The organism is Bacillus sp. CH_48 (genome assembly GCF_038008465.1).
GTDB classification, from domain to species: domain Bacteria; phylum Bacillota; class Bacilli; order Bacillales; family Bacillaceae_G; genus Bacillus_A; species Bacillus_A thuringiensis_S.
In genome coordinates, this window is the sequence record NZ_JBBOZF010000001.1 from 2572175 (window position 1) to 2595215 (window position 23041).

Genomic DNA, 23041 nt, shown 5'->3' on the forward strand with positions numbered 1-23041 from the left:
TAATGGAACGCATTTACTTAGATCATGCTGCGACATCTCCGACTCACCCAGAAGTGGTCGAAAAGATGATTCCATATATGACAGAAATATTCGGGAACCCGTCTAGTATTCACTTTTATGGACGTCAAACTCGTCACACAGTAGATGAGGCGAGACGAGTGTGTGCACGCAGTATTCATGCGAATCCGAATGAAATTATATTTACGAGCGGTGGTACAGAAGCTGATAATTTAGCGCTTATAGGTGTAGCACGTGCGAACCGTCATAAAGGTAATCACATTATAACGACGCAAATTGAACATCATGCGATTTTGCATACGTGCGAATTGTTAGAGCGTGAAGGGTTTGAAGTGACATATTTACCTGTCGATGAAACAGGGCGCATTCGAGTTTCTGACATACAAAAGGCATTAACCGAAGAGACGATTCTTGTATCTGTTATGTTTGGGAATAATGAAGTAGGGACAATGCAACCAATTGTAGAAATAGGAAAGCTACTAAAGGAGCATCAAGCTTATTTCCATACAGATGCGGTACAAGCTTATGGTTTGGTAGAAATTGATGTGAAAGAGTTTGGTATTGATTTATTATCCATTTCAGCCCATAAAATTAACGGACCAAAAGGTGTAGGGTTCTTATACGCTGGTGCAAATGTGAAATTTGAGCCGTTATTAATAGGCGGAGAGCAAGAAAGAAAACGCCGTGCTGGTACGGAAAATGTGCCTAGTATTGCTGGGCTTCAGCATGCAATTCTTATTGCTGAAAAAACTCGTGAGCAAAAAAATGCCCAATATGAAGAGTTTAAAGATATAATGGTATCTGTCTTCAAAAATGAAGGCATTACTTTCGAGGTAAACGGAAACTTAGAACATCGCTTACCGCATGTGCTTAATGTAAGTTTTACAGGAATGAACATTGAACCGTTTCTTGTGAACTTAGACCTAGCTGGCATTGCAGTATCAAGTGGTTCTGCTTGTACAGCTGGTTCGATTGATCCATCACATGTATTAGTAGGGATGTTTGGAAAAGACTCCGATCAAATACGTTCATCCGTACGCTTTAGTTTTGGACTTGGAAATACGAAAGAGCAAATTGAAAAAGCGGCGTACGAAACAGTGAAAATCGTGAAGCGATTAACACAAAATTAGCATGGGAGGTGACATGATGAACAAACTACCTCACGAAACACGCGTTGTCATCGGAATGTCCGGTGGCGTCGATTCATCTGTAGCAGCACTTTTATTAAAAGAGCAAGGTTATGATGTAATCGGAATTTTTATGAAAAACTGGGATGATACAGATGAGAATGGTGTCTGCACAGCAACTGAAGATTACAATGATGTAATTGAAGTGTGTAACCAAATCGGTATTCCGTATTATGCAGTAAACTTTGAAAAACAATACTGGGATAAAGTATTTACGTACTTCTTAGATGAGTACCGAGCTGGTCGTACACCAAATCCAGATGTAATGTGTAATAAAGAAATTAAATTTAAAGCATTTTTAGAGCATGCAATTGCGCTTGGTGCTGATTATGTAGCAACAGGCCATTATGCACGCGTTGCTTATATGGACGGCGAATATAAAATGCTTCGCGGCGTTGATGACAATAAAGATCAAACATACTTCTTAAATCAATTAAGCCAAGAGCAATTATCAAAAACAATGTTCCCGTTAGGTGAATTAAAGAAACCGCAAATTCGTGAAATGGCGAAAGAAGCTGGCTTAGCGACAGCGGCGAAAAAAGATAGTACAGGTATTTGCTTCATTGGTGAGCGTAACTTTAAAGATTTCTTAAGTAACTACTTACCAGCGCAACCAGGTGTAATGCAAACATTATCTGGTGAAGTGAAAGGAAAGCATGACGGTTTAATGTACTATACAATTGGACAACGTCATGGACTTGGAATTGGTGGTAACGGTGATCCGTGGTTTGCTGTTGGGAAAAACTTGAAAGAAAACATTTTATATGTTGATCAAGGATTCCATAACGAACTTCTATATGGTGATGAAGTTATTGCTACGAATGTAGGATGGGTAAGTAACAAAGTAAAAGAAACAGAATTTAAGTGCACGGCGAAATTCCGTTATCGTCAAGAAGACAATAAAGTAACGGTTCAAATCGTTGATGAAAATACAGTTCGTATTCTTTGTGATGAGCCAATTCGTGCAATTACACCAGGACAAGCAGTTGTGTTCTATGATGGAGATGAGTGCTTAGGCGGTGCTACAATTGATGAAGTATACCGTAGTGGTAAGAAATTGGATTATTTAGGATAAATGAGAAGCCTCTGCCGATTAGCGGTTAGAGGTTTCTTTTACATAAAGCGAATTTTCGTTCGCTTGGAAAATACATTCTTTGTTATAATTTGTTGTAGAGGTGAAGGACATGTCAAACAAACTTGAAACAGGTATTCAATATATGCAAGAAGGAAATTGGGAAGAAGCAGCTAAAAATTTTACAGAAGCAATCGAAGAAAATCCAAAAGATGCGCTTGGATACATTAATTTTGCAAATTTATTAGACGTATTAGGTGATAGCGAACGAGCGATTTTATTTTATAAACGTGCACTAGAGTTAGATGATAAATCTGCAGCTGCCTATTATGGTTTAGGAAATGTATATTATGGCCAAGAGCAATTTACTGAGGCGAAAGCTGTATTTGAACAAGCAATGCAAGCTGGATTACAATCAGCTGATGTAACATTTATGTTAGGTATCACACATGTACAGCTTGGAAATGATCGTCTTGCACTACCATTCTTACAAAGAGCAACAGAATTAGATGAAAACGATGTGGAAGCTGTATTCCAGTGCGGACTTTGCTTCGCTCGACTAGAACACATTCAAGAGGCGAAACCTTATTTTGAAAAGGTATTAGAAATGGATGAAGAGCATGCAGATGCGTATTACAATTTAGGTGTTGCGTACGTATTTGAGGAAAATAATGAGAAGGCTCTCGCTTTATTTAAGAAAGCAACTGAAATTCAGCCAGATCACTTTTTAGCGGGTAATGGCGTTCGTTTATTAGAGCAAGAAGCTGAATAAGATAAAAATATAGTTTAATGGGTAGTTATCCCTCATCTAAAGAGGTGGGGGATGTACTGCTCATTAAAGTGAAAATATCGGAAAGGAGAGGAAAGATGGGAAATCAACATGCAATGGATTTGTTTGAGGAAGAGAAAAAGTTTATAAAAGCGCAAGTTCTTCATACCATTTTCCACAACGAAGAAAACCTCTATTCCGTTGTCAGTATGAAAGTCATTGAAACGAATGAAACATATGACGAAAAGAAAGTAATGATAAACGGTCATTTTCCCCGCATGCATGAAGATGAAGTGTTTACATTGACAGGTCACTTTAAGGACCATCCAAAGTATGGAAAACAATATATGGTTGAAACATTTAAAAAAGAATTGCCGCAAACAAAAGCAGGTATGGTGCAATATTTAGCGAGTGATTTATTTAAAGGGATAGGAAAGCGTACAGCGGAAAAAATTGTGGATCATCTCGGGGAACATGCTATTTCTAAAATTATGGATGACCCTGAGGCGTTAAATGGTGTTGTTAACAAACAAAAGGCTCAGGAAATATATGAGACAATTGTTGAACATCAAGGATTAGAGAAAGTAATGAGCTTTTTAAATGGTTACGGTTTTGGAACGAAACTTTCTATTAAGATTTACCAGCAATATAAAGAGATGACATTAGAAGTGATTCGTAATAATCCGTATCAACTTATTGAAGAAGTGGACGGGATTGGTTTTGGACGAGCGGATGATATAGGGCGTGCGTTAGGAATATCGGGTAATCACGACGACCGTGTACGAGCGGGATGTTTTTACACATTAGAGAATGTCTCATTGCAACTTGGTCACGTTTATATGAGGAAAGATCAACTTGTAAGAGAAACGATGTCACTTTTAAACAATCAAGAAGGAAGAGTGACTGAGGAAGATATTATAGGTTGTATTGAAACGATGCAAAGTGAAGGGAAAGTCATCATAGAAGAAGAACGAGTGTATTTAGCAACTTTATTCTACTCTGAAAAAGGTGTTGTAAAGTCTATTCGTCGATTGATGAATCAAGAGGAAACACCTTCATTTCCTGAAGCAGAAGTGTTAAAAACATTAGGTGAAATTGAAGAACAGTTAAACGTGCAGTATGCACCGTTTCAGCAAGAAGCGATTCAAACGGCACTTCATAAGCCAATGATGTTATTAACAGGTGGACCAGGAACGGGGAAAACAACTGTTATTAAAGGGATTGTTGAAATGTATGCGTCACTTCACGGATTATCGTTAAATCCGAATGAATACAGTGATGATAATCCATTTCCAATACTATTAACAGCTCCAACAGGAAGAGCAGCGAAGCGGATGAGTGAATCGACAGGACTTCCAGCTTGCACAATTCACCGTTTGCTTGGCTGGACGCCAGAAGGATCTTTCCAGCGTAATGAAACGGATCCTGTCCAAGGTAAGCTCCTTATTATTGATGAATTTTCAATGGTTGATATTTGGCTTGCGAATCAGCTATTTAAGTCGCTACCGACGAACATTCAAGTTATCGTTGTAGGTGATGAAGATCAGTTGCCATCTGTAGGACCTGGACAAGTATTAAAAGATTTATTAAATGCAGGCGCAGTTCCGACAGTGAAGCTTACTGAAATTTATCGTCAAGCAGAAGGCTCATCTGTTATTCAACTTGCCCATGCAATCAAAGACGGCACGCTCCCGCCAGATTTAGCACAAAATAAAAAAGATCGTTCATTTATCAGCTGTACAGGGGCTCAAATTGTTGAGGTTGTGAAAAAAGTTTGCGAAAATGCTAAAACAAAAGGATTTAGTGCAAGGGATGTCCAAGTATTAGCGCCGATGTACCGCGGGCCTGCTGGTATTAATGTATTAAACGAAGCATTGCAACAAGTATTTAATCCGAAGAGGGAAAAGAGTAAAGAAATTGCTTACGGTGATGTTGTATACCGAAGAGGCGATAAAGTACTGCAACTCGTTAATCAGCCAGAGAGCCAGGTGTTTAATGGTGATATTGGAGAAATTGTTTCGGTGTTTTATGCGAAAGAAAACGTTGAGCAACAAGATATGATTATCGTTTCATTTGATGGAATTGAGGTAACGTATACAAAGCCCGATTTAAATCAAATTACGCATGCATATTGTTGTTCCATTCATAAATCACAAGGTAGTGAATTTCCGATTGTTATTATGCCGATCGTGAAAAGTTACAACCGTATGTTACGTCGTAATTTAATTTACACGGGCATTACAAGAAGTAAGAAGTTCCTTATTATTTGCGGGGAGGAAGCAGCTTTCAAATCCGGTGTAAATCGCCTTGATGATGCAATGCGTCAAACAACTTTGGCTAGTCGCTTGCAGGAATCACAAGGAGAAGTACAGATGGTCACAGTTAATGGCGAAGAAATGGACGTGGAAAACATTTCACCGTATGATTTCATGTAACAAGGTGAAATTATATAGTGAAACTTTCAAACGCATAGCGTTGAAAGGCTCCAGCGATGTATAAACGAATGCAGTTTGGACATAATGGCGAATAGAATCTGGGAGACTGTAAGGAGATGAAAGCCATATGTTCATTTGTCCAAATTGCAAAGGGAAAGACATTGGAAAAATAGGTGTCAACCAATTTTATTGCTGGAATTGTTATATCGAATTATCGGTTTCAAAGGGGAAAATCCATACGCATCAAGTTGAGGAAGATGGTTCATTAAGCTCTCTTGATGATTTATTTGATGAGAATGAAAGAACGATCGGATAACGAAAAGGGGGATTTACTTTGAATCTACGCAATTCATTAATCGCATTAGGTGTTGGAGCTGCAGCATATCAATATGCTCGTAAGCAAGATGTATTTTCAAAACGCAATATGAAAAAAGCACGTAAGATGATTAAATCTTACTTATAATCATTTCGATAAAGTGAAAAACTCCCTTATTGACGAGGGAGTTTTTTTATGCGCTCATATGCAAATAAAAAAGTCCGATTTCTGAGAAAAGATAAGATAGACCGTAGCAGCCAACGCCGAGTATTCCATACTGCCATAATTGCTTCGCTTTTTCTTTACGTGAGGAACGAATAAAGAACCCCTTCCAAATACCAAACCCGATACAAATCCATTCAAGAATCATAAAAAGTGCTGATAATCCAAGCATAAACAAAACCATAATTAGCCCTCCTGATTATATTAATTCATGCTGTATTCTCAGGGGTGGTTGTCCTTGTTATGTTATTTATATGTACGTCTTTAAAAAACAGTATGGTCCGTATGAAAAGATTTTAAAAGTTTCGCACATAACCTACCCCATTTATTTTCAAAATAAAGGTGGAGGAGGTTTTTCATGTGAAGAATCTTAAAATCATTTGGATATATCGTTTAGGATTATTATTACTTGTTTTTCTTTGTTTGCTCGTCTTTTTAAAAATTAAGCCACTATGGGCACCGATTATTTTTGTATTTAAAGTAGCAATCACGCCATTTCTTATCGCTTGTTTTATTGCGTATTTATTGCACCCTTTAATTGAAAAAATCCATAAGGAAGGGATGCCCCGTACACTTGCCATTTTGCTTATTTATATCCTTTTCTTTGGCGGAATTGGTTATGGGATTTATAAAGGAACGCCAGTCGTTATTAAACAGTTACAAGAGATTAATGAACAATTTCCGCAGTTTACAAAGATGTACGATTCGTGGATGGATGGCGTTACAGAACAAACAGCGAATTTCCCTTCGTTCATTCATGAAAAGGTGAAACAACTTTTTGTGGGTGTGGAAACGAAGATTCAAGCGCTTTTAAATAAAGTGATGAGTACAGCTCGTGGTGTACTCGATTCATTGCTCATTATTTTCTTAATACCGTTCATTGTATTTTACATATTAAAAGATTATGGTGAGTTTTATCATATCTTTTGGAAACTAGTCCCAAGTAAATGGCGAGGTACGGGGCAAATGCTTGCGAAAGAAATTGATAAGTCACTTGGAAGTTATATTCGAGGACAGTTATTTGTTTGTTTGGTATTAGGGGGAGTATCAGCTCTTTCTTTTTGGTTTATCGGTATGAAATATCCATTATTGCTTGGTATTATTATTGGGGTAACGGATATAATCCCGTACTTCGGCCCTATTTTAGGAGCGATCCCGACGTTAATGATTGCAGCAACAGTATCAACGAGCTTACTTATTAAGGCGGGTATTACGATTGCTATTTTGCAATTTGTGGAAAGTAACATTTTATCGCCTTACATTGTTGGTAAGTCACTTCGTATGCATCCCGTTATTATTATGCTTGCATTACTAGTTGGAGGGGAAGTAGCTGGTATTGTAGGGTTACTAATATCGGTTCCCATCTTAGCAGTTATTCGCACCGTCATTGTTCATGTGAAGCCTCTCTTGAAAAAAGAAGATGTGTAAGTATAGAAGCCCTCTATGTAAGAAATAGAGGGCTAATCGTATATTTATTTAGAAATCTGCTCGTGTATCTTTTGAACGAGGGAGCTCACATCATTTGTTTGAATATGTTTTATTTTTTTCCATTCGTTATCATACATAAATACAATTTGATTGTTGAAAAGACGCTTTTGTTCTTTTAGATTAGAAATTTTTGCGAAAGAGTACTCTTCAAATATTGGATTGTTACTTACATCTGGTCCATAAAAGAATAGCCTTTTGTTCGTTAAAATCAATAGGCCTGGTCTCGCGACGGAACGATAAATAAATATGTCTAATGAACATGCTGCGTAAAGTAATATTGTTTCGTTAGTCGCTAATATGTTTTTAGCTTTGCTAAGTAAGGTTGTCATTGTGATCGCTCCTTTATTTTATTAACAACAATTTAATTATAGCAAAAAAGGTAATATTTATAATTTTTTATAAATTATTCTTGTAAGGAGATTCCGATTTGTTAATAAACGCATAATATATGAAAAGGCTGTTAAGAATGAATAGTAGAATACCTATGATAAATAAGCAATTAATACAATATAAATGATTATCTACATTGACAAACTTAAGAGAATTCTATTATATTTAGTCATATAATACATTAAATCAATGACGGAACAAGTACGTTACAGTCCATTTATAGAGAGAAGCTTCCATATGGCTGAAAGAAGCTTTAAATGAAGGGTAACAGAAAGCTAATCCTGAGAGCAGCTAATCACTGCCGTCTTGCCACGTTACGGCACCATGAGGTGATGAATTGATTGTTATTGTAATCAATTCATAATTAGGGTGGTATCGCGAGTTAACTCTCGTCCCTTTTATAGGGACGGGAGTTTTTTATATTTAAGGAGGAAAATACAATGAAACAACTAACAGGCGCACAAATTCGTCAAATGTTTTTAGACTTTTTCCAAGAAAAAGGACATGCAGTAGAACCTAGTGCATCACTAGTTCCACATGAAGATCCATCTCTTCTATGGATTAATAGTGGTGTAGCTACATTAAAAAAATATTTTGATGGACGTGTAATCCCACAAAATCCACGTATTACAAATGCTCAAAAATCAATTCGTACAAACGATATTGAAAACGTAGGGAAAACAGCTCGTCACCATACATTCTTTGAAATGTTAGGAAACTTCTCAATCGGTGATTACTTCAAAGAAGAAGCAATTACATGGGCTTGGGAATTCTTAACGAGCGACAAATGGATCGGATTCGATAAAGAATTACTATCAGTTACAATCCATCCAGAAGATGAAGAAGCATTCACAATTTGGAATGAAAAAATGGGCGTTCCAAAAGAGCGTATTATCCGCTTAGAAGAAAACTTCTGGGATATTGGTGAAGGACCAAGTGGACCGAATACAGAGATTTTCTATGACCGCGGGGAAGCTTACGGTAATGACTTTAGTGACCCAGAATTATATCCAGGCGGAGAAAACGAGCGTTACTTAGAAGTATGGAACCTTGTATTCTCTCAATTTAACCATAATCCAGACGGTTCATATACACCACTTCCTAAGAAAAACATTGATACAGGGATGGGTCTAGAACGTATGACATCTATCGTTCAAGATGTGCCTACAAACTTTGATACAGACCTATTCATGCCGATGATTGGTGCAACAGAATCAATTTCTGGTGAGAAATATCGTAATGGCGATTTAGAAAAAGATATGGCATTCAAAGTAATTGCTGACCATATCCGTACAGTAACATTCGCTGTTGGTGACGGTGCTCTTCCATCTAACGAAGGTCGTGGTTATGTATTACGTCGCTTATTACGCCGCGCTGTTCGTTATTCGAAGAAATTAAACATTAACCGTCCATTCATGTTTGAATTGGTACCGGTTGTTGGAGAAGTAATGAAAGACTTCTATCCAGAAGTACTTGAAAAGAAAGATTTCATTGCGAAAGTTGTGAAAAATGAAGAAGAGCGTTTCCATGAAACACTTCATGATGGTGAAGCAATTTTAGCTGAAGTTATTGCAAAAGCAAAAGAAGAAAAAACAACTGTTATTTCTGGAGTAGATGCGTTCCGTCTATATGACACATACGGTTTCCCAATCGAATTAACAGAAGAATATGCAGAAGAAGCTGGTATGACAGTTGACCAAGAAGGCTTCGAAAATGAAATGGAAAAACAACGTGAGCGTGCACGTGCTGCTCGTCAAGACGTTGACTCAATGCAAGTTCAAGGCGGTGTACTTGGAGAAGTTAAAGTAGCGAGTGAGTTCGTTGGTTACGGTACAGTTGCAACGGAAAGTAACGTTGTTGCACTTGTGAAAAACGGTGAGTACACAGATAGCTTACAAGCAGGGGAAGAAGGACAGTTAATTCTTGACGTAACACCATTCTACGCTGAGAGCGGTGGACAAATTGCTGACCGTGGTTACCTTCTTGCTGACGGCGTGAAAGTTCTTGTAAAAGACGTACAAAAAGCACCAAATGGTCAAAACTTACACAAAGTAGCTGTGGAAGAAGGCACGTTAACGAAAGATGCAGCTGTGAAAGCTGTTATCGATACGAAAAACCGTAGTAGCGTTGTGAAAAATCATACAGCAACTCACTTACTACACCAAGCATTAAAAGACGTACTTGGAACGCATGTTAATCAAGCAGGTTCTCTTGTAACTTCTGAACGTCTACGCTTTGACTTCTCTCACTTCGGTCAAGTGCAAGCTGACGAATTAGAAAAAATTGAGCGTATGGTAAACGAGAAAATTTGGGAAAGTATTAACGTTGAGATTTCTCAAAAATCAATCGGAGAAGCAAAAGAAATGGGCGCAATGGCATTATTCGGTGAAAAATACGGAGATGTTGTACGCGTTGTACAAGTTGGCGATTACAGCTTAGAGCTTTGCGGTGGTTGTCACGTTGATAATACAGCTTCTATCGGTATTTTCAAAATCGTTGCTGAGTCTGGTATCGGTGCAGGAACTCGTCGTATTGAGGCGGTAACTGGTAAGTCTGCATACGAATTAATGAACGATCAAGTAGGTTTATTAAAAGAAGCAGCAGGAAAAATGAAAACAAATCCGAAAGATATTTTAACAAGAGTTGATGGTCTATTTGCTGAAGTGAAACAACTTCAAAAAGAAAACGAATCTCTTGCTGCGAAATTAAGCAATATTGAAGCTGGAAACTTAACTGATTCTGTAATGACAGTTGATGGTGTGAATGTATTAGCAGCGAAAGTAAATGTTGCAGATATGAACAACTTACGTACGATGATGGATGATCTAAAAAATAAATTAGAGTCAGCAGTTGTTGTATTAGCGTCTGTTAATGACGATAAAGTAAACATCCTAGCAGGTGTAACGAAAGACTTAATTAGCCAAGGTTACCATGCTGGTAAACTTGTGAAAGAAGTAGCTTCTCGTTGCGGCGGTGGCGGTGGTGGCCGTCCTGATATGGCACAAGCAGGTGGTAAAAACCCAGCTCAAGTCGAAGAAGCTTTAGCATTTGTACAAGAGTACGTTAAATCTGTTTCAAAATAAAGAGATAGTAGTGTACAATGGTAGGGAGAGGAGAAGTTCTTCTCCCTATACTTACTATATAAGTGAGGTGCTTGAAATGGACGGTTTTGATAAAACAATGAAGTTTAGCATTCAAGATGAAAAACAGAGTGTCCATGTAAATGATGTACTTTTAACTGTGTATGATGCACTTCAAGAAAAAGGCTATAATCCGATTAACCAAATCGTCGGTTATTTATTAAGTGGAGACCCAGCATACATACCTCGCCATAAAGATGCACGAAGCATCGTTCGTAAGCTTGAACGTGATGAGATCATTGAAGAGCTTGTGAAGTCTTACTTGAAACATCATCGTGAGGAGTAGTTTATGCGGATATTAGGTTTAGATGTAGGTACAAAAACAGTCGGAGTTGCAATGAGCGACGAAATGGGCTGGACAGCACAAGGATTAGAAACAATTAAGATTAACGAAGAACGAGGTCACTTTGGTTTTGATCGTATTTCTGAGTTAGTAAAGCAGTACAATGTGGACAAAATAGTAGTAGGTTTACCTAAAAATATGAATGGTACAATTGGCCCACGTGGTGAAGCGTGCCAACAATTTGCAGAAAACCTACGAGAGCTGTTACAATTAGACGTTGTAATGTGGGACGAGCGTTTGTCGACGATGGCAGCGGAACGTCTACTCATTTCAGCGGATGTAAGCCGTAAGAAGCGAAAACAAGTAATCGATAAGATGGCTGCAGTCGTAATCTTACAAGGATTTTTAGATAGTAAATAAGAGGTGACCAAAATGGAAGAAAATCAAATTACAATTGTAGACGAAAAAGGTAACGAACATTTATGTGAAATTATTTTCACTTTTGATGCTGAAAAATTTGGTAAAAAATCATACGTAGTCTTCTCTCCAATCGGTGAAGTAGACGAAGATGGAGACCAAATTTATGATGCAATGGCTTATGAGCAAAATGAAGAAGAGGGCGGAAGTTTACTTCCAATCGAATCTGAAGAAGAGTGGGAAATGGTACAAGAAATGTTCAACACTCTTGCTGATGAGCAAGAAGCTGAATAATAAGTACTGAAAAGATGGACGACATACAGTCCATCTTTTTTTTGTATTTATATGTAAAATGAAAGATTTTTTGTCGAAACTGTGTAATCCTTTGTAGTATAATGAGACGGATTGTAGAAAAATAAAATGGATACTAAAAAAGATAGGCGAATTTGTTGTGGCTTTCCATCATGCTGTATAGAAACATATACATATGGTCTACAATTGAATAAGGAGGAAGAGTTTTGATAGAGAATCAAGTGAAAAAGAAGCGTAGACGCATCTTTTTATTTTCGATTATTGCACTGCTTTTAGTTTGTGGTTCAGTCTATGCGTATATTTCATCCGCATTAGGACCAGTTGATAGCGGGAATAAAAAAGAGATTGAAGTAGAAATTCCGAAAGGATCATCTACAAGTAAAATTGGAGAAATTTTAGAAGAAAAAGGCGCTGTGAAAAACGGTACAGTTTTTAGTTTTTATACAAAGGCTAAATCGAAAAATTTACAAGCAGGTACATATTTATTAAATCCTTCGATGAATGCTAAAGATGTTATCGAACAAATGTCATCTGGCAACGTGCATCGTCCAGCTCTTTATAAAGTGACGATCAAAGAAGGAGCTCAAGTAACTGAAATTGCAGAAACGATTGCGGCAGAACTAAAGTGGAATAAAGATGATGTTACGCGTCAATTAAACGATAAAGCATTTATTCAAAAAATGCAGCAAAAGTATCCGAAGTTATTAACGGATAAAATCTTTGATAGTAATATTAAATACCCATTAGAAGGTTATTTATATCCTGCGACGTATTCATTTTATAAGAAAGATACGACGTTAGAAGAAATCGTAATTCCGATGCTTGAGAAAACAAATGCAATCATTGTTCAAAATGAGGCAAAAATGAAAGCAAAGAACTGGGATGTTCATCAGCTTTTAACATTATCTTCACTTATTGAAGAAGAGGCAACTGGTTTTACAGATCGTCAAAAGATCTCTAGTGTCTTTTATAATCGTTTAGAGAAAGGTATGCCGCTTCAAACGGATCCAACGGTATTATATGCACTTGGAAAGCATAAACAACGTGTATTATACGAAGATTTAAAGGTCAACTCACCGTACAATACGTATGTTGTAAAAGGATTGCCGGTAGGGCCGATCGCAAACTCTGGTAAACATTCAGTGGAAGCTGCGTTAGAACCTGCGCAAACAGATTATTATTATTTCTTAGCTGCACCAAGTGGTGAAGTGTACTATGCGAAAACATTAGAAGAGCATAATGCATTAAAGCAAAAATACATTACGAAAAAACAGTGAAATGGGGAGGGATAGCGAAAAAAGTCGCACATCCCTCTTTTTTGTGGTAAAATATATCGGGTTAAAAACTGGCAGAAGAATCGTTTTTAATATCAAAACGGGACGTACAAGCTAAGGGTAAAACTGGCTTGTATTTTTATTGCATTCTATGTGGGAAAAGACGTCATAGAGGCACTTCTCCATGTAAATAAGGAGGACCATTTATGGAGGATGCAGTTAACGAGTACCTATTATCATTTATTGATCCGAAAGATAAATTAATTCTTGAAATGGAAGAATATGCAACAGAAAATCATGTGCCGATTATGGATCGACTTGGAATGGAATTTATGCTGCAATTTTTACGTTTAATTGGACCGAAAAGCATTTTAGAACTTGGAACAGCAATCGGTTATTCTAGTATTCGTATGATGCAAGCTATTTCAAATTCACGTATTGTGACAGTTGAGCGCAATCGTGAGCGATATGAAAAAGCACTTGAATATATAGAACGTTCCCCAGTAACAGATCGTATTTCAGTTATTTACGGTGATGCGTTAGAGACAGGTGAACAAGTAAAAGAACACGGGACATTTGACGTTATTTTTATTGATGCAGCAAAAGGACAGTATCGTCGCTTTTTTGACTTATATGAACCGTTATTAAATCCTGGTGGCGTAATTATTTCAGATAATGTTATGTACCATGGTCTTGTAACGACAAAAGAGAAAATTGAAAACAGACGTACACGTGGTTTAATCCGTCGTATTAAGACGTACAATGAGTGGCTTATGAACCATGAAGGATACGATACAACGATTTTCCCAATTGGTGATGGAGTAGCTGTTAGTAAAAAGAGAGGGTGACCAAGGTATGAAGAAACCTGAATTGTTAGTAACGCCAAGAGCGGTGGCGGATATCGAACTTCTTGCGAAAGCAGGAGCAGATGCGGTAATGATCGGTGAGCAAAAGTTTGGTTTACGTTTAGCAGGGGAGTTTTCACGTGAAGATGTAAAACAAACTGTGAAGATTGCACATGAAAATGGTGTGAAAGTATACGTAGCCATGAACGCTATGTTCCACAACGATAAAGTAGAAGAATTAACAGATTACGTTTCATTTTTAAATGAAGTAAATGTAGATGCAATTGTTTTCGGAGATCCAGCAGTATTAATGGCTGTTCGCGAAGTAGCGCCAAATATGCAGTTGCACTGGAATACAGAAACGACAGCAACAAACTGGTTCACTTGTAATTACTGGGGACAAAGAGGAGCGAAGCGCGCTGTATTAGCTCGTGAGCTGAGCTTAGATGAAATTGTTGATTTAAAAGAAAATGCTGAAGTGGAACTAGAAGTACAAATTCACGGTATGACTTGTATGTTCCAATCGAAGCGTTCATTAGTAGGAAATTACTTTGAGTATCAAGGACGTAATCTTGACATTGAAAAGAAAAAATATGAAGAGAATATGTTCTTATATGACCCAGAGCGTAACAATAAATATCCAATTTATGAAGATGAAAATGGTACTCATATTATGAGTCCGAACGATATTTGTTTCATCGATGAATTAGAGGAACTAATCGAAGCTGAAGTTGACAGCTTAAAAATCGATGGTGTACTAAAAAGCTCTGAATACATTATTGAAGTAACGAAGAAATATCGTCAAGCGATTGATTTATGTGTGGAAGATCGTGATGCATATTATGACTTGAAAGATGCTCTATATAAAGAAATAGAAGAAATGCAACCAGTAAATCGTCCGTTAGACACAGGATTCTTCTTTAAAGAAACGGTTTACTAAACGAGGAGGGTGTAGGAAATGACTGTACAAGAAATTTCACGAGTGATCGATGGCAAACGTGTTATTGTGAAGAAACCTGAACTGTTAATCCCTGCGGGTAACTTAGAAAAATTAAAAGTAGCTATCCATTACGGGGCAGATGCTGTATATTTAGGTGGACAAGAATTTGGTCTTCGTTCGAATGCAGGTAATTTTACGCTAGAAGAAATGGCAGAAGGCGTTGAGTTTGCAAAGAAGTATGGAGCAAAAATATACGTAACAACAAATATCTTTGCACATAATGAAAATATGGACGGGCTAGAGGAATATTTAAAAGGGATTGAAAAAGCTGGCGTAACGGGGATTATCGTTGCTGATCCGCTTATCATTGAGACTTGTAAACGTGTAGCGCCTTCTGTTGAGGTGCATTTAAGCACACAGCAATCACTATCCAACTGGAAAGCAGCACAGTATTGGAAAGAAGAGGGTTTACATCGTCTTGTATTAGCTCGTGAAGCAAGCTATGAAGAAATGAAAGAAATCAAAGAAAAAGTGGATATTGAAATTGAAGCATTCGTCCATGGTGCAATGTGTATCGCATATTCAGGAAGATGTACATTAAGTAACCATATGACAGCGCGTGACTCTAATCGTGGCGGTTGTTGCCAATCTTGCCGCTGGGATTATGATTTAGTTCAAACAGTATCACAACATAAAGATGCAAAAGAGCTTCCTCTATTCCAAGAAGAAGATGCTCACTTTGCGATGAGTCCAAAAGATCTAAATTTAATTTTATCAATTCCGAAAATGATTGAAATTGGAATCGATAGCTTAAAGGTAGAAGGACGTATGAAATCAATCCATTACGTAGCGACTGTAGCAACTGTATATCGTAAAGTAATTGATGCTTATTGTGCGGATCCAGATAACTTTGAGTTTAAACAAGAATGGTTAGATGAGCTTGATAAATGTGCAAATCGTGATACAGCTCCTGCATTCTTTGAAGGGGTTCCAGGACATCAAGAGCAAATGTTTGGAAATCATAGTAAGAAAACAACGTATGATTTTGCTGGTTTAGTGTTAGATTATAATGAAGAAACGGGCATCGTAACGATTGAGCAACGTAATCATTTCAAACCAGGACATGAAGTGGAGTTCTTTGGACCAGAAATAGAAAACTTTACGCAAACGGTGGAGAAAATTTGGGATGAGGATGGAAACGAATTAGATGCAGCGAGACATCCGTTGCAAATCGTGAAATTCAAAGTGGATCAACGAGTGTATGTGAATAATATGATGCGCAAAAGCATACTTCAATAAGAAAGAGTGATAGTCGAATGGGGACGAATAAGCCTGTTGTAATTGGAATTGCTGGTGGTTCGGGATCAGGTAAAACGAGTGTAACGAAAGCGATTTTTGACCATTTTAAAGGTCATTCTATTTTAATCTTAGAGCAAGATTATTATTACAAAGATCAAAGCCATTTACCAATGGAAGAGCGTTTAAAAACAAATTATGATCATCCGCTTGCGTTTGATAATGATCTGTTAATTGAACATTTGCAGCAGTTGCTTGCATATGAGCAAATTGATAAGCCTGTATATGACTATACATTGCATACACGTTCAGAAGAAATTATTCCAGTTGAGCCGAAAGATGTAATTATTTTAGAAGGAATTCTTATTTTAGAAGACCCACGTCTTTGCGAGTTAATGGACATTAAATTATTCGTTGATACGGATGCTGACCTTCGTATTCTGCGCCGCATGCAGCGTGATATTAAAGAGCGCGGTCGTACGATGGATTCAGTTATTGATCAGTACGTAACTGTTGTACGTCCAATGCACAATCAATTTATTGAGCCTTCTAAGAAATTTGCGGATATTATTATCCCTGAAGGTGGACAAAACCATGTTGCAATTGATATTATGGTGACAAAAATTGCAACAATTCTTGAACAAAAAGTAAATTTGTAATAGCATAGTAAAAGATATACGGTAGGAAGGGATTTTTTCCCTTCCCATCGAATACAATGAAACATGCAACCTCATCTATATATAGGTGAGGGCATATTTATATCAACTTTCCATACATATCTTCTTTATATAAAGAAGAATTGGAAATACGGGGTTGTATGTGACAACTCCGCTAGTGCAAGGGTACTAGAAACCTCCGCTAACAATGGAAGCGGAGGAGTTTTCATATGGAACTCCTCTTTTTTTCGGGGGATTGGTATATAAAAGGAGTGGAAAATATGTCAACAGAAAAAACATACCCTATGACGCAAGAGGGTAAGCAAAAACTAGAGAACGAACTTGAGCAATTAAAAACAGTAAGACGTAAAGAAGTAGTAGAACGTATTAAAATCGCACGTAGCTTCGGGGACCTTTCTGAGAACTCTGAGTACGATGCAGCAAAAGATGAGCAAGCGTTCGTAGAAGGACGTATTACACAATTAGAAAATATGATTCGTAACGCAGTTATCATTAAAGATAATGGCGAAGTATCTACTGTTGTTACATTAGGTAAAACAGTAACATTTAAAGAATTACCAAACGGAGATGAAGAAGCGTACACAATCGTAGGTAGCGCGGAAGCTGACCCATTTGAAGGAAGAATTTCTAACGATTCTCCAATCGCAAAAAGCTTATTAGGTAAGCAAATTGGTGAGAAAGTAACAATCCAAACACCAGGCGGAGAAATGCAAGTAGAGATTGTCTCTGTAAAATAAAAAAAAGATTCTCCTATCGGGAGAATCTTTTTTTTTGTAGAATGAAAAAAATTGTGTAAACCTTAGAGTAATTCGACAAAAAATGTCAAAAAAACACTTTAAGCTTTGATATCATAATTGGAGAATATAGGTTTTAAAAGGGAAAAGGGGCTAATTATGAAACATAAAATCTTTACAGGATTGGTGTGTAGTATATCCATATTAGGACTTGCTGCATGCGGAACGAATGAAGAAACTACATCATCAAAGGGAGAAAAAGTAAAGCAAGAAGAAAAAAAGGATATTAAAGCAACTGAGAGTTCAAAAGCCTTAGAAAATCCACAAGATAAAAAGGAATTTAATGATTTTGATGTAGCGTATCAATTAGCTATTGTCATGAAAATATTTCAAGATGTAACGATTAAGTATGATTACGCAATTGGAAATCCAGATTATTTATTGCGAGATTCGATGGATCAAAAAACAATAGATGATATGAAGAATATGTTACAAGAACAGGCGAAGAATAATGATAAAATTTTAAAAGATGAAGTGAATCAAGCGTATACATATTTAAAACAATCGAAAGTAAGTAATAAAGATGATATTCAAAAAATAATAGATGCACAAAATAATTATTTACATATTGTAGATAAGATGATTACTTGTATTGATTCTGTAACAGTTGAGAATGCAAAAGAAAAAAGAAATGAAATGGATAATCTTAGTAAGGATTATTTAAAAATAGCGGCTAATGTAACAACCACTGTAATTGAAGTTGCTAAAAACACTGGAGTGAATGAAACTGAATTTAGATCGCTTCTTATGAAATTTTTAGAGAAGCCAAAGAAACAATAATAACCTTATATAATATCTGTTTTTGTTTTGGGGATTGTATAAATAAAATAGTACCTCGTCTAAACTATAATAGACGAGGTGTTTTTTTATGAAAATAAAACGGAGAATTGCAATTGTTTTAATTTGTTTTATGGGCATTATGTTTTTATTGCTTTGTCGTTTAATTCAAATCCAAATTATAGATACAGAATCATTTACTAATCGCAAAATAAATTTAATTGAAAAAAGTGTTACGCAACGTACGCAATCCATTGCAGTAGACGATGGACGTGGGCAGTTTATAGATCGTAATGGTAAAGAAATAGGGGAGGAAAAGTATCCTGTTTTAATTGTTTTTCCATTTTTACAAATAAAAAATGACATGTTAGAGAAAATCGCGCATATCATTGGTGTGTCGAGACAAGAGATCAGAAGACAAATGAAAAATAAAAAAAATGCATTTATACTGCAAGGGGAAACTGCTCCATTTCGAGTGACACGAGAGCAGATGGAGAAGGTGAATCAATTACATGTATTAGGTATTGTAGCAGCTGAAGTGCGATTAAAACAAACTGGGGAGATAAATCATTTAATTGGTGATGTAGGGGAGAACGAAAGAGAATTTCAAAAGCGATATGGAGAAGTGAAAAAAATTTCAAAACAAACGCCGATAGGTATTTCAGGATTACAGCAATCATTTGATGAATTTTTATTGACTGATGGAGAGGCAAAAGTATTGTATCAAGTAGATCGGCAAGGAGAACCAATTTTCGGAAAGCAAGCGAAATATACTTCACCAGGAAATCCATTTTACCCAGTTAGGATTCAAACTACTTTACATAAAGGGTTGCAGCAAAAAGCAGAAGAAGTGATTGAAGCAAATGAAATAAAGAAGGGGGGATTAGTATTACTTGATGTAAAGACAAATGAAATATTAGCGATGGTCAGTAAGCCGTCTTTACAAGTAAGAGATAAGAATTTATATGAGACTACACTTGAAAATCAAATGTTAACGCCACATTTTCCAGGCTCTGTTTTTAAAACAGTAGTTGCAGCTGCAGTCATTGATCAAAAAGTAAATTTGTTTAATCGGACATTTAATTGTAATAAAGATTTATATGGTGAAAACGACCCACAAGTTATGATGGGTACACTTAACTTCAAAGAGAGCTTTGCTAGGAGCTGTAACAGGACATTTTCCGAGTTAGGTAACGAGCTATTACAAAAGGATAGGACGGTGCTAGAAACATACGTAGCAGCTTTAGGAGCAAATGAAAAGGTCGGATGGAAAGGTTCTGTATTTCATACACCTCATTTCGAGCAAATGCCAGAAGAAAAAGGCTCTACTATTTGGGGGAATGAAGAAAACAAAAATAGTAAAAAAGCGGTAGAGCAAACAGCGATTGGACAGAAAGATGTACGTATATCACCTCTAGCAATTGCTAATATGATGGCGACGATTGCGAGGAATGGAAAAAAGATGGAAGTGAAAGCTGTTGAAAAAATAGTATATAAAAATGGAGCGGATTTTTTTACATTTGAGAACCATACGTTACATGGAAAACAGCTTTCGTATGAAACAGTGAAAACATTACAAGAGTTATTAAGAGGCGTTGTAACAAGGGAGAAAGGAACAGGAACGGCATTCCGCTCGTTGCCGCTCAGTGTCGCTGGAAAATCCGGGACAGCGCAAACAGGGAAAGGGACGAGGGTGAATCGCTGGTTTGCAGGTTATTTTCCGTATGAGAATCCAAGATATGCTTTAGTTGTTGTTGATCTAGAGACTGATAACAAAGTGAATAAAGTCACACCTATTTTTAAAGATATGGTAGGAGCAATCTATCAATTGGAGAATGAAAAGTAATCTTGCAATTTATAGTGAATTGTTTTCATTTCATGAAAATATCATTGTAAATGTTCAACCTTTCTAGATTTAATGTTACAATAGCAATTAGGAAAAACTGCATGGAGGTTTGGAGAATGGCAGGAGGATCAAGATTCCAACAGAAACAACAAAAACGTCGTCAAAACGGTGTTTTAAATATTGCAATCGCTATTGTATTACTATTAGTAGCTATTGTAGCATATCAATTGTTCGTTCCTAGTACGAAAGAGCAAGCATCTTCTACTGATAAGAAAGTCTCTCAACAAACAACAAAGAATGAGAAAGCTGGAAAATCAGAAGATAAAGAATCTGCTAAGAAAAAAGAAAAAGAAAAAGAGCAAGCAGAAGCTAAGCAAAAAGCTGAAGAAGAGAAGTTAAAGGCTGAGGAAGAAAAGAAAAAAGCTGAAGAAGAAGCGAAAGCTAACGAGAAAGTATCAGCTGAAAAAACTGTATCCAAGGCAAAAGAGGCTTATACAAAACCTTCTTGGAAAGCTGTAGGAACAGAACAAGGTTCATCACCAGCGATGACGTTTAAACAGGGGTCATCAGATTGGAATGAGATGCAAAGTGCAATTGCTGCAGGTATTGAAGTACCGAAGGAGCAATTAGTATTCCATTTTGTTGGAAGAGACAAAACTGGAAAGAGTAAAGCTTATGGTGACGTTCAAGATAAGCAAAGTGGAAAAAGATATTACGTAAATATTGATTGGGTAGATAATGAGGGCTGGAAACCAGTACTTGTTCAAACTCTAAACTAAAAAAGAGAAGCTCCTTAGGAGCTTCTCTTTTTTAGTTAACGCAATTTCTTTAATTTAAAATGAACAACCGCGCTATAATACGGTCTTTTGCTTTCAGGATCCATAACCATTTGATGTGAGATGTGATGAACTTCAAGCATAAGTGCTTTATTATTATCGATTTGTTCACTAATTTTTCGTTCTAAAGAAGCTAAGTCTCCCGCTTCAAAAAATTCTACTTTATCTTCTAACATTTCAAAGGTAAATGACATGAAGACGGCCCCTCTCCTATGTAATCAACTATAGTGTAACAAAGAAAAGAAGGAAATACCATGTACATTTCAATTGACATTTTTAGAAAGAGGGAATATCATACTGATAAAACCGATAAGAAAAAGGGGAATTTTTATGGGCACAGAATTTAATGGTTTATTTGATGAGTGGGCTCATACGTACGACTCATTCGTACAAGGCGAAGATATACAATATAAAGAAGTTTTCGCCCATTATGAGGATATTCTAGAGGATGTAGTTAACAAGTCATTTGGTAATGTATTAGAATTTGGTGTCGGTACAGGTAATTTAACAAATAAATTATTACTTGCTGGCCGCACAGTTTACGGTATAGAACCGTCGCGTGAAATGCGTATGATTGCAAAAGAGAAATTGCCAAAAGAATTTTCGATTACAGAAGGTGATTTTCTTTCGTTTGAAGTCCCAAATTCAATTGATACCATTGTAAGCACCTATGCATTTCATCATTTAACAGATGATGAAAAAAATGTAGCGGTTGCGAAGTATAGTCAATTGCTAAACAAAGGTGGTAAAATAGTGTTTGCTGATACGATATTTGCAGATCAAGATGCATATGATAAAACTGTTGAAACAGCAAAACAAAGAGGTTTTCACCAGTTAGCAAACGATTTGCAAACGGAATACTATACACGTATTCCAGTTATGCAGACTATTTTTGAAAACAATGGCTTCCATGTAACGTTTACGAGATTAAATCATTTCGTTTGGGTAATGGAGGCAACTAAGCAATAGAAAGAGGGATTAGATTGAGAATTGCTGTAATTGGAGCAATGGAAGAAGAAGTACGTATTTTACGTGACAAATTAGAACAAGCAGAGACAGAAACGGTTGCAGGTTGTGAATTTACGAAAGGACTATTAGCAGGACATGAAGTAATCTTGTTAAAGTCTGGTATTGGTAAAGTAAACGCAGCGATGTCAACGACAATTTTATTAGAAAAATATAAGCCTGAAAAAGTAATTAATACTGGTTCAGCTGGTGGATTCCATCATTCTCTAAACGTTGGTGATGTAGTTATTTCCACTGAAGTTCGTCACCATGACGTAGATGTAACAGCATTTAACTATGAATATGGTCAAGTACCAGGAATGCCGCCTGGATTTAAAGCTGATGAGGCGTTAGTTGCATTAGCTGAGAAATGTATGCAAACTGAAGAAAATATTCAAGTTGTAAAAGGCATGATTGCAACAGGCGATTCATTTATGAGTGATCCGAACCGCGTTGCAGCCATCCGTGATAAATTTGAAAATCTTTATGCGGTAGAAATGGAAGCAGCAGCTGTCGCACAAGTATGCCACCAATATGAAGTTCCGTTTGTTATCATTCGCGCACTTTCTGATATTGCTGGTAAAGAATCAAATGTTTCATTTGATCAGTTTTTAGATCAAGCAGCTCTTCATTCTACAAACTTTATCGTAAAAGTGTTAGAAGAGTTAAAGTAATGTAACAAAAAGGCAACTGTCTCATATA

General features: G+C 36.7%; 25 protein-coding genes and 1 other annotated feature. Of the genes, 22 read left to right on the top strand and 3 right to left on the bottom strand.

The window, feature by feature from the left end:
- Window positions 1–2 precede the first annotated feature (2 nt).
- From N2V92_RS12895 to N2V92_RS12920, 6 genes are all read left to right on the top strand, one after another.
- Entirely contained in the window at window positions 3–1148 is a 1146-nt protein-coding gene (locus tag N2V92_RS12895; RefSeq protein ID WP_000439896.1) for a cysteine desulfurase family protein, read from the top strand.
- Window positions 1149–1164: 16 nt separating this feature from the next.
- Window positions 1165–2280 (top strand): tRNA 2-thiouridine(34) synthase MnmA, encoded by a 1116-nt coding sequence (gene mnmA / locus N2V92_RS12900; RefSeq protein WP_001038011.1) that lies wholly within the window; start codon window positions 1165–1167, stop codon window positions 2278–2280.
- Window positions 2281–2389: 109 nt separating this feature from the next.
- Complete coding sequence (locus N2V92_RS12905; RefSeq protein ID WP_000066406.1) at window positions 2390–3049, top strand: tetratricopeptide repeat protein; 660 nt, start codon at window positions 2390–2392, stop codon at window positions 3047–3049.
- Between the two features lie 95 nt (window positions 3050–3144).
- Window positions 3145–5481 (top strand): SF1B family DNA helicase RecD2, encoded by a 2337-nt coding sequence (gene recD2 / locus N2V92_RS12910; RefSeq protein WP_000528079.1) that lies wholly within the window; start codon window positions 3145–3147, stop codon window positions 5479–5481.
- Window positions 5482–5608: 127 nt separating this feature from the next.
- The gene (locus N2V92_RS12915) at window positions 5609–5797 is read left to right on the top strand and encodes a hypothetical protein (protein WP_000469281.1); all 189 of its coding nucleotides are present in this window, start codon (window positions 5609–5611) and stop codon (window positions 5795–5797) included.
- A gap of 18 nt (window positions 5798–5815) precedes the next feature.
- Window positions 5816–5944, top strand: coding sequence for a YrzQ family protein (locus tag N2V92_RS12920; protein WP_001053553.1), 129 nt, complete (start codon window positions 5816–5818; stop codon window positions 5942–5944).
- Between the two features lie 46 nt (window positions 5945–5990).
- On the opposite strand, the gene N2V92_RS12925 is transcribed toward N2V92_RS12920, so the two are convergent.
- Complete coding sequence (locus N2V92_RS12925) at window positions 5991–6203, bottom strand: hypothetical protein (RefSeq protein ID WP_000242539.1); 213 nt, start codon at window positions 6201–6203, stop codon at window positions 5991–5993.
- A 176-nt stretch (window positions 6204–6379) separates the two neighbouring features.
- On the opposite strand from N2V92_RS12925, the gene N2V92_RS12930 reads away from it, so the two are divergent.
- Window positions 6380–7447: an AI-2E family transporter gene (locus tag N2V92_RS12930; protein WP_000793127.1), complete on the top strand. Its 1068-nt coding sequence runs from the start codon at window positions 6380–6382 to the stop codon at window positions 7445–7447.
- A 44-nt stretch (window positions 7448–7491) separates the two neighbouring features.
- On the opposite strand, the gene N2V92_RS12935 is transcribed toward N2V92_RS12930, so the two are convergent.
- Entirely contained in the window at window positions 7492–7836 is a 345-nt protein-coding gene (locus N2V92_RS12935) for a PH domain-containing protein (RefSeq protein WP_000209589.1), read from the bottom strand.
- 241 nt (window positions 7837–8077) lie between these two features.
- Window positions 8078–8297: a binding site (T-box leader), on the top strand.
- A gap of 40 nt (window positions 8298–8337) precedes the next feature.
- Between N2V92_RS12935 and alaS the strand changes: the two genes are divergently transcribed.
- The 13 genes from alaS to N2V92_RS13000 all read left to right on the top strand — a co-directional run bounded on the left by alaS (window position 8338) and on the right by N2V92_RS13000 (window position 21277).
- Window positions 8338–10980, top strand: a complete 2643-nt coding sequence (gene alaS / locus N2V92_RS12940; RefSeq protein WP_000811809.1) for an alanine--tRNA ligase — start codon at window positions 8338–8340, stop codon at window positions 10978–10980.
- A 76-nt stretch (window positions 10981–11056) separates the two neighbouring features.
- Window positions 11057–11323: an IreB family regulatory phosphoprotein gene (locus N2V92_RS12945; protein WP_000348591.1), complete on the top strand. Its 267-nt coding sequence runs from the start codon at window positions 11057–11059 to the stop codon at window positions 11321–11323.
- 3 nt (window positions 11324–11326) lie between these two features.
- Complete coding sequence (ruvX, locus tag N2V92_RS12950) at window positions 11327–11740, top strand: Holliday junction resolvase RuvX (RefSeq protein WP_001221202.1); 414 nt, start codon at window positions 11327–11329, stop codon at window positions 11738–11740.
- A 12-nt stretch (window positions 11741–11752) separates the two neighbouring features.
- Window positions 11753–12031 (top strand): DUF1292 domain-containing protein, encoded by a 279-nt coding sequence (locus N2V92_RS12955; protein ID WP_000392246.1) that lies wholly within the window; start codon window positions 11753–11755, stop codon window positions 12029–12031.
- Window positions 12032–12255: 224 nt separating this feature from the next.
- Window positions 12256–13326, top strand: coding sequence for an endolytic transglycosylase MltG (mltG, locus tag N2V92_RS12960; RefSeq protein WP_000572127.1), 1071 nt, complete (start codon window positions 12256–12258; stop codon window positions 13324–13326).
- A gap of 203 nt (window positions 13327–13529) precedes the next feature.
- Window positions 13530–14171, top strand: coding sequence for an O-methyltransferase (locus N2V92_RS12965; protein WP_000389103.1), 642 nt, complete (start codon window positions 13530–13532; stop codon window positions 14169–14171).
- Between the two features lie 7 nt (window positions 14172–14178).
- A complete protein-coding gene (locus N2V92_RS12970) occupies window positions 14179–15108 on the top strand; it encodes a peptidase U32 family protein (protein WP_000742792.1) in 930 nt (309 codons plus the stop codon).
- An 18-nt stretch (window positions 15109–15126) separates the two neighbouring features.
- The gene (locus N2V92_RS12975; RefSeq protein ID WP_000217970.1) at window positions 15127–16407 is read left to right on the top strand and encodes a peptidase U32 family protein; all 1281 of its coding nucleotides are present in this window, start codon (window positions 15127–15129) and stop codon (window positions 16405–16407) included.
- A gap of 17 nt (window positions 16408–16424) precedes the next feature.
- A complete protein-coding gene (gene udk, locus N2V92_RS12980; RefSeq protein WP_000537080.1) occupies window positions 16425–17063 on the top strand; it encodes a uridine kinase in 639 nt (212 codons plus the stop codon).
- A gap of 278 nt (window positions 17064–17341) precedes the next feature.
- On the top strand, window positions 17342–17818 hold the full coding sequence (greA, locus tag N2V92_RS12985; protein WP_014894880.1) for a transcription elongation factor GreA: 477 nt from the start codon (window positions 17342–17344) through the stop codon (window positions 17816–17818).
- Window positions 17819–17974: 156 nt separating this feature from the next.
- Complete coding sequence (locus N2V92_RS12990; RefSeq protein WP_000680878.1) at window positions 17975–18655, top strand: hypothetical protein; 681 nt, start codon at window positions 17975–17977, stop codon at window positions 18653–18655.
- 88 nt (window positions 18656–18743) lie between these two features.
- Window positions 18744–20498, top strand: coding sequence for a peptidoglycan D,D-transpeptidase FtsI family protein (locus N2V92_RS12995; protein ID WP_016077247.1), 1755 nt, complete (start codon window positions 18744–18746; stop codon window positions 20496–20498).
- Window positions 20499–20614: 116 nt separating this feature from the next.
- A complete protein-coding gene (locus N2V92_RS13000) occupies window positions 20615–21277 on the top strand; it encodes a YrrS family protein (RefSeq protein WP_000897094.1) in 663 nt (220 codons plus the stop codon).
- Between the two features lie 35 nt (window positions 21278–21312).
- Here N2V92_RS13000 and N2V92_RS13005 read toward each other — a convergent pair whose 3' ends face one another.
- A complete protein-coding gene (locus tag N2V92_RS13005) occupies window positions 21313–21528 on the bottom strand; it encodes a YrzA family protein (protein WP_000010984.1) in 216 nt (71 codons plus the stop codon).
- 136 nt (window positions 21529–21664) lie between these two features.
- On the opposite strand from N2V92_RS13005, the gene N2V92_RS13010 reads away from it, so the two are divergent.
- Entirely contained in the window at window positions 21665–22303 is a 639-nt protein-coding gene (locus tag N2V92_RS13010; protein WP_000536323.1) for a class I SAM-dependent DNA methyltransferase, read from the top strand.
- A 14-nt stretch (window positions 22304–22317) separates the two neighbouring features.
- A complete protein-coding gene (gene mtnN, locus N2V92_RS13015; protein WP_001217027.1) occupies window positions 22318–23013 on the top strand; it encodes a 5'-methylthioadenosine/S-adenosylhomocysteine nucleosidase in 696 nt (231 codons plus the stop codon).
- Window positions 23014–23041 lie beyond the last annotated feature (28 nt).

Coding starts and splice junctions, on each gene's coding strand:
- N2V92_RS12895 (WP_000439896.1), top strand. CDS start 3: ATGGAACGCATTTACTTAGATCATGCTGCGACATCTCCGACTCACCCA.
- mnmA (WP_001038011.1), top strand. CDS start 1,165: ATGAACAAACTACCTCACGAAACACGCGTTGTCATCGGAATGTCCGGT.
- N2V92_RS12905 (WP_000066406.1), top strand. CDS start 2,390: ATGTCAAACAAACTTGAAACAGGTATTCAATATATGCAAGAAGGAAAT.
- recD2 (WP_000528079.1), top strand. CDS start 3,145: ATGGGAAATCAACATGCAATGGATTTGTTTGAGGAAGAGAAAAAGTTT.
- N2V92_RS12915 (WP_000469281.1), top strand. CDS start 5,609: ATGTTCATTTGTCCAAATTGCAAAGGGAAAGACATTGGAAAAATAGGT.
- N2V92_RS12925 (WP_000242539.1), bottom strand. CDS start 6,203: ATGGTTTTGTTTATGCTTGGATTATCAGCACTTTTTATGATTCTTGAA.
- N2V92_RS12935 (WP_000209589.1), bottom strand. CDS start 7,836: ATGACAACCTTACTTAGCAAAGCTAAAAACATATTAGCGACTAACGAA.
- alaS (WP_000811809.1), top strand. CDS start 8,338: ATGAAACAACTAACAGGCGCACAAATTCGTCAAATGTTTTTAGACTTT.
- N2V92_RS12945 (WP_000348591.1), top strand. CDS start 11,057: ATGGACGGTTTTGATAAAACAATGAAGTTTAGCATTCAAGATGAAAAA.
- ruvX (WP_001221202.1), top strand. CDS start 11,327: ATGCGGATATTAGGTTTAGATGTAGGTACAAAAACAGTCGGAGTTGCA.
- N2V92_RS12955 (WP_000392246.1), top strand. CDS start 11,753: ATGGAAGAAAATCAAATTACAATTGTAGACGAAAAAGGTAACGAACAT.
- N2V92_RS12965 (WP_000389103.1), top strand. CDS start 13,530: ATGGAGGATGCAGTTAACGAGTACCTATTATCATTTATTGATCCGAAA.
- N2V92_RS12970 (WP_000742792.1), top strand. CDS start 14,179: ATGAAGAAACCTGAATTGTTAGTAACGCCAAGAGCGGTGGCGGATATC.
- N2V92_RS12975 (WP_000217970.1), top strand. CDS start 15,127: ATGACTGTACAAGAAATTTCACGAGTGATCGATGGCAAACGTGTTATT.
- udk (WP_000537080.1), top strand. CDS start 16,425: ATGGGGACGAATAAGCCTGTTGTAATTGGAATTGCTGGTGGTTCGGGA.
- greA (WP_014894880.1), top strand. CDS start 17,342: ATGTCAACAGAAAAAACATACCCTATGACGCAAGAGGGTAAGCAAAAA.
- N2V92_RS12990 (WP_000680878.1), top strand. CDS start 17,975: ATGAAACATAAAATCTTTACAGGATTGGTGTGTAGTATATCCATATTA.
- N2V92_RS12995 (WP_016077247.1), top strand. CDS start 18,744: ATGAAAATAAAACGGAGAATTGCAATTGTTTTAATTTGTTTTATGGGC.
- N2V92_RS13000 (WP_000897094.1), top strand. CDS start 20,615: ATGGCAGGAGGATCAAGATTCCAACAGAAACAACAAAAACGTCGTCAA.
- N2V92_RS13005 (WP_000010984.1), bottom strand. CDS start 21,528: ATGTCATTTACCTTTGAAATGTTAGAAGATAAAGTAGAATTTTTTGAA.
- N2V92_RS13010 (WP_000536323.1), top strand. CDS start 21,665: ATGGGCACAGAATTTAATGGTTTATTTGATGAGTGGGCTCATACGTAC.